The following is a 1,308-nucleotide window of genomic DNA, read 5'->3' as shown; positions in this document are numbered from 1 at the left end:
GGGGCGGGGGAGTGCTGCTCGCCGGGGTCACGGTCGGTGCGGTGCTGCTGGTGAGACGGCTGCCGCGCCATCCATGGCTGGCCACCGCGTGCGCGGTGCTCCTGCTGCTCGCCGTGGTGCGCCCCGCCCCGCTGACCAGGATCGTCACCGGCTGGCCACCCCCGGGCTGGGCGTTCGCGATGTGCGATGTGGGGCAGGGCGATGCGACGGTGCTGGCGACCGGGGACGGGTCGGCGGTGGTGGTCGACGTGGGACCGGACCCCGTTCCGGCCGACCAGTGCCTCAGGGCGCTGGGCGTCACCCGGATTCCGCTGCTCCTGCTCACCCACTTCCACGCCGACCATGTGGCGGGGCTGGCCGGGGTGCTGCGGGGCCGGGCGGTAGGGGTGATCGAGACGGCGACGTTCGAGGAACCGCCGGAGCAGGCGCGGTTCGTCCGCAGGACGGCCGCGCGGGCCGGGGTGCCGGTGGTCCCGGTGGAACCGGGGGAGCGACGGTCCGTGGGCGGCCTGTCCTGGCAGGCGCTGTGGCCGCTGCCACCGCCGACGATGACACCGGACGGGCCGAACGACGCCAGCGTCACGCTGCTGGTCCGGGCCGGCGGGCTGACGTTGCTGCTCCCCGGCGACCTCGAACCGCCCGCCCAGCAAGCGCTGTTACGGGCGCATCCGGAGCTGCCGCCGGTGGATGTCCTCAAGGTCGCCCACCATGGCTCGGCCCATCAGGACCCCGCGCTGCTCCGGGCGATCCGGCCCAGGCTGGCGTTGATCTCGGCGGGGAGGGGCAACCCGTACGGCCATCCGGCGCCGTCCACGGTGGCCTTGCTCGTCTCGTCCGGGGCGCGGGTGCTGCGTACGGATACGGATGGCGCCATCGCGGTGACGGGGAAGGGAAGCGGGGGCGAGGACAGCGACGGGGACGGCGCGGAGAGCAGGGAGGGGAGTGAGTTGGTGGCGGTGCCGCTGGGGCGGAGTCCGTGAGGGCCGGGACCTCGACCTCGTTACTGGGCTTCCAGCCGGTCGGGAACGTGATTACGGGGCTTCCAGCCAGCCCTCGTACTCCTCGGCCAGTTCGTTCAGGGCCGCCGGGTCCAGGCGGTGGTCCGGGTCCTCGACCACGACGAGCCACTGGGCGTCCTCGGCGTCGTCCTCGCCGGCCAGGGCGTCGCGTACGAGCTGGGGCTCCTCGGTCACGGGGAAGCGGGCGGGGAGCTCCCCGGCCACCTCGTCGGCGGCGTCGCGGTCGGGCAGCACCAGTACGTGTCGGGTCACATCGCTCACCGGGACATTCTCCTGCATGAGGAGGGGT

Annotated in this window: 2 protein-coding genes; one reads left to right on the top strand and one right to left on the bottom strand. The window is 73.9% G+C overall.

Annotation, left to right across the window (positions count from 1 at the left end):
* Window positions 1–980, top strand: a 980-nt coding sequence (locus ACJA3G_RS37155) for a ComEC/Rec2 family competence protein (protein ID WP_406557417.1), incomplete at its 5' end; no start/stop codon positions are given.
* 51 nt (window positions 981–1,031) lie between these two features.
* Here ACJA3G_RS37155 and ACJA3G_RS37150 read toward each other — a convergent pair.
* Window positions 1,032–1,298 carry a hypothetical protein gene (locus ACJA3G_RS37150; protein ID WP_406557418.1) on the bottom strand — a complete coding sequence of 89 codons (267 nt, stop codon included), beginning with the start codon at window positions 1,296–1,298 and terminating at the stop codon, window positions 1,032–1,034.
* Window positions 1,299–1,308: the final 10 nt, after the last annotated feature.

The sequence above is a fragment of the Streptomyces sp. YS-3 genome, assembly GCF_045257485.1.
Lineage (GTDB): Bacteria > Actinomycetota > Actinomycetes > Streptomycetales > Streptomycetaceae > Streptomyces.
This window is presented reverse-complemented; position numbering and strand designations above follow the sequence as displayed.